This is a genomic window from Tomitella cavernea (genome assembly GCF_016599145.1).
GTDB classification, from domain to species: Bacteria; Actinomycetota; Actinomycetes; order Mycobacteriales; family Mycobacteriaceae; genus Tomitella; species Tomitella cavernae.
Map to the genome: position 1 here is coordinate 1 of NZ_JAENKO010000097.1, position 4,102 is coordinate 4,102.

The 4,102-nt window shown below is 72.5% G+C and carries 5 protein-coding genes; 2 read left to right on the forward strand and 3 right to left on the reverse strand.

Features of this window, described 5'->3' with window-relative positions:
* Positions 1–567 carry a hypothetical protein gene (locus JJ683_RS18490; RefSeq protein WP_200176274.1) on the forward strand — a complete coding sequence of 189 codons (567 nt, stop codon included), beginning with the start codon at positions 1–3 and terminating at the stop codon, positions 565–567.
* Here the strand turns inward: JJ683_RS18490 and JJ683_RS18495 are convergent.
* The 3 genes from JJ683_RS18495 to JJ683_RS18505 form a co-directional block, all read right to left on the reverse strand.
* A complete protein-coding gene (locus JJ683_RS18495; protein ID WP_200176275.1) occupies positions 526–1,764 on the reverse strand; it encodes an SPFH domain-containing protein in 1,239 nt (412 codons plus the stop codon). The two genes, JJ683_RS18490 and JJ683_RS18495, sit on opposite strands and share 42 nt — an antisense overlap.
* Positions 1,764–2,195 carry an NfeD family protein gene (locus JJ683_RS18500; RefSeq protein WP_200176277.1) on the reverse strand — a complete coding sequence of 144 codons (432 nt, stop codon included), beginning with the start codon at positions 2,193–2,195 and terminating at the stop codon, positions 1,764–1,766. Before JJ683_RS18500 ends, JJ683_RS18495 begins: the two co-directional genes overlap by 1 nt.
* 70 nt (positions 2,196–2,265) lie before the next feature.
* A complete protein-coding gene (locus JJ683_RS18505; protein WP_200176280.1) occupies positions 2,266–3,081 on the reverse strand; it encodes a DUF3097 domain-containing protein in 816 nt (271 codons plus the stop codon).
* Between the two features lie 163 nt (positions 3,082–3,244).
* Between JJ683_RS18505 and JJ683_RS18510 the strand changes: the two genes are divergently transcribed.
* On the forward strand, positions 3,245–4,102 hold an 858-nt coding region (locus JJ683_RS18510; RefSeq protein WP_200176279.1), incomplete at its 3' end, for an Rv1486c family protein.

Genomic DNA, 4,102 nt, shown 5'->3' on the forward strand with positions numbered 1-4,102 from the left:
ATCCCCGCCCTGCGGCGGCGGTCGGCGGCGGCGGCGACCCTGGCCGCGCTGACGGTGGCGCTGCTGGTGGCCGCGGCACTGTGCGCGCGGGCGGCCGGAACGGTGACGGGCGCCGCGCAGGTGGCGGCGTACGCGCTCACCGTGGCAGCGGCCGCGCTGTCCGCGGACGTGATCGTGCGGACGGTGTTCGACGTGGGGATGGTCAGGCGCCGGGCGAGCGCCCCGGCCTCGGTGGACCGTGAAGCGGATAGTGCCGCCAACGCTTCCGATGCCGCCAACGCCCCCGATACGGCCAGTGCCGCCGGCGACCCCGACAGCGCCGACCACGGCCGCCCCGGACCCTTGCGCGGCGGCCTGGCCATCGGTGTGCTCGAGCGCACCGCGGTGACGGTGGCGGTGCTCGCCGGCTGGCCGGGCGGGATCGCCGTCGTGCTGGCCGTCAAGGGGCTGGCGCGCTACCCGGAGCTGCGCGAACCCGATGCCTCCGAGCAGTTCATCATCGGCACCTTCAGCAGCGTGCTGTCCTCACTCGCCGTCGCGGGCGTCGGGATCCTGCTGGTCCGGTAGCTCCCCCGCCCGGCCCGCCGCCGAAGAACCGGAGGACGACCGACCAAAAACGGATGGGCGGGGCCGGGGCGAGATCTGCGCTGCCGCCCCCTCCACGGGGTCCACCGGGGTCCGGGCCACGGCCTCCGCAGCGGCCACCGCTTCCGCGACGGCGGGATCGCTGGCCGTTTCAAACCAATGCGCCACGTCCTCCCAGTCCTCGTCGACCCCGGGCTGTTCGCCCTCCGGCGCGGTGGGCTCGAACCGGAACGTCCCCTGCGCGTCGGGGGCGCCGAGCTGCTGGGCGAACCCCTTGAGCGCGGCGCCGTAGTCGCTGGGCACCACCCAGACCTTGTTGGCGTCGCCGCGGGCCATCTCCGGCAGCGTCTCCATGTACTGGTAGGCCAGGAGCTCCGGCGTGGGGCGCCCGCGCTTGATCGCCGCGAAGCGCTTCTCGATGGCCTTGGCCTGGCCCTGGGCCTTGAGATAGGAGGCGGCCCGTTCGCCCTCCGCGTAGAGGATCTGCGACTGGCGCTCTGCCTCCGCCTCGAGGATCGCCGCCTGCTTCGCACCCTCGGCAGCCAGAATCTGGCTCTGCTTGTTGCCCTCGGCCGTCTTGATGGCCGACTCCCGCTGGCCCTCCGCGGTGAGGATCATCGCGCGCTTCTCGCGGTCGGCCTTCATCTGCTTTTCCATCGACTCCTGGATCGAAGGCGGCGGGTCGATGCTCTTGAGCTCCACCCGCGCCACGCGCAGCCCCCAACGGCCGGTGGCCTCGTCGAGTACGCCGCGCAGCTGCCCGTTGATGGAATCTCGGGAGGTGAAGGTCTCCTCGAGCGTCATCCCGCCGACGACATTGCGCAGCGTCGTCGTGGCCAGCTGCTCGACGCCCTCGATGTAGTCGTTGATCTCGTACACCGCGGCCTGCGGATTGGTCACCTGGAAATAGACCACCGTGTCGATGGACAAGGTCAGGTTGTCTTCCGTGATCACCGGCTGCGGCGGGAACGACACCACGCGCTCACGAAGGTCCACGCGGGCGCGGACCCGGTCGACGAACGGCACGAGAAACGTCAGCTGGCCGGAGACGGTGCGCGAGTAGCGGCCCAGCCGCTCGACCACCGCGGCCTGCGCTTGCGGCACCAGCGTCACGGACTGGACGACGAGGACCACCACCAGTACGACGACGATGATGAGCACGATCACTGCTGCGGTCATCAGGACTCCTTGAAGACGATGGCGGTGGCGCCGTCGATGCGGAAGACGGTCACTTTCTCTCCTTCGCGGTAGCTGGTCTGGGGGTCGAGCGGCCGGGCCGTCCAATCCTCGCCGCCGAGCCGGATGAGCCCGTCGTCGGTGCCCACCGAGCGGAGCACGGTGGCGTGCCTGCCCGGCAGCGCGGCGGTGTTCGTCGGGTGCTCGGGCGGGCGGCCGAACCGGCGCAGCAGGAACGGCCGCAGCCCCAGCACGAGGATCAGCGACACCGCGGCGAAGATCAGCGCGTCGCCCCACACCGGAAGGTCGACGAGGGCGGTGATGCCGGCCGTGCCGAGAGCGCCGCCGGCGATCATCAACAAGAAGAGGTCGCCGGTGAGCGCCTCGGCACCCGCCAGCAGCACCGCGGCCGCGAACCAGATCAACGCAGTCACAACACCATCTAACCAAAAACCGGCCGGTCGGCGGGGGCCGCGGCGTCCGGACGGAGGCGGACGCGCGGGGTCATTCCGGTTCGGTGACGAAGTCGATGAGCCGTTCGACGGCCCCGATCAGCGGCGTTTCCAGGTCGCGATAGGTCGACACGGCCGCGTTGACCCGTCGCCACCCGTCGGATGGTGTGCCCCAGCGGAGTTCGCGGCACACTCCCGTCTTCCAGTCCGTTCCGCGCGGGATCGTCGGCCACTCGCGGATTCCGACGGCGGATGGTTTGACGGCCTCCCACACGTCGATAAAAGGGTGCCCGGTCACCAGGACATGCGGCCCGAGGTTCTGCGTCATGCGCGTCTCCTTGGAGCCGTCCACCAGATGATCGGCCAGCACGCCCACACGCCGACCGCGTGCGGGGACGAAATCGGCGAGCCGCTCGCCCAGGTTGTCGAGGCCCTCGATGAACTCGACCACCACACCCTCGACACGGAGGTCGTGCCCCCAGACCCGTTCCACCAGTGCGGCGTCGTGTACGCCCTCCACCCAGATCCGCGCGGCGCGGGCGGTGCGCGCACGCAGCCCCTCGACGCGCACGGATCCCGACGCGGACTTCGCGCCCTGCGGGCGCGTCGGGCGCGCCTGTGGCATGACCAGCGTCACCGGCCTCCCGTCGATGAGGAAGGCCGACGGTCGCATGGCGAACAGCCGGGTGTTGCCGCGCGCGTCCTCGAGGCGGACGAAACGGCCGTCGTAGGTCTTCTCGAATCCGACCACGGCGCCGCAGTACCCTGACGCCGCATCCTCGGCCACCAGGCCGCGTTCCGCCGCCACTTCCGGTGCGATGCGGGGCTTCCTCCTGGCGTGCCCGGCGAAGATGTCGCCGCCATACATGTCGTTCACGGAATCCCAGCGTAGAGCGGCCCGCGCGGCAGCGCGCCGCGACACGCGGAACAGCCGTTATCCTGGTGTGACCATGAGCGATCCACTATCTCGTAGCGGCGTGCCCCTTTCCGCGGGCCCACCTTCCACTCCACCGCCGGAGGGCCATCCGGCCGTGACCCTGGCGCTGTGGGCGGCGTCCTGGATGCGGGGCGCCGCGGCACCGGACCACGTGATCGAGGCGCTGGCGCAGTGGGCGCCGATGCACCTGGCGGTGGCGGCGGCGGAACCCGTCGCCGTGACGACGGGGCTCGCCTGGCCGCAGGACACCGTGGGAGCGGGTCCGGTCGCGTTGCTCGGCATGCTGCGCCGGCTCGGCGACGGCCTCCGGCTGGAGGTCGTGCTGCCGGTCGCCGGGGACGTGGGCGCCGTGGCCCACGGCACCGCCTTCGCCGCAGCGGCCACGGCGACGGGCGAGGGGCTCGTGCTCCACCGTGGCATCGAGGGGACCGGCGCATGCGCCGGGTGCGTGGGGCTCGTGCCCGTCCACGATGCCGCGGACGTGCTGCGCTGGGTGGCCTATGACGCGGGCTGCCGCGGCGTATCCTCGGCCGCGCCGGCGGTCGGTGAGTCCCGCCACGCCCTGCGTGAGGCGGTACGCCGCGCGACCGACCTGCTCGGCGGCCAGGATCGTGTCGGCGCCGCGGGCGCACAGGCCCAGCGCGCCGTCGCCGCCCACATCACACGCGCCGGACTGCATGTGCTGCCCCCGGGCACCCCGCAGCGCGCCGCGGAGACCTTCCATTCGGCCACGACCGTCGCCGCTATCTTGCGCACGGCGGAGGCGTCCGACGCCGGATCGCCGCACTCCGCGACGGCCACCAGTACACGGGACGCGAGCCTGACGGAGCTGGCGGGTGCGGTGCGTACCGCGCGCCTGGCCGCCACGGCGCACGCCGTCGCCGAGCTGCAGGGCTGCGGTGTTCCGCCGGCGGGGTCCGCGGGCGAGGCGGCCCCGGCCCGCGCATCGCGG

Coding starts and splice junctions, on each gene's coding strand:
- JJ683_RS18495 (WP_200176275.1), bottom strand. CDS start 1,764: ATGACCGCAGCAGTGATCGTGCTCATCATCGTCGTCGTACTGGTGGTG.
- JJ683_RS18505 (WP_200176280.1), bottom strand. CDS start 3,081: ATGTATGGCGGCGACATCTTCGCCGGGCACGCCAGGAGGAAGCCCCGC.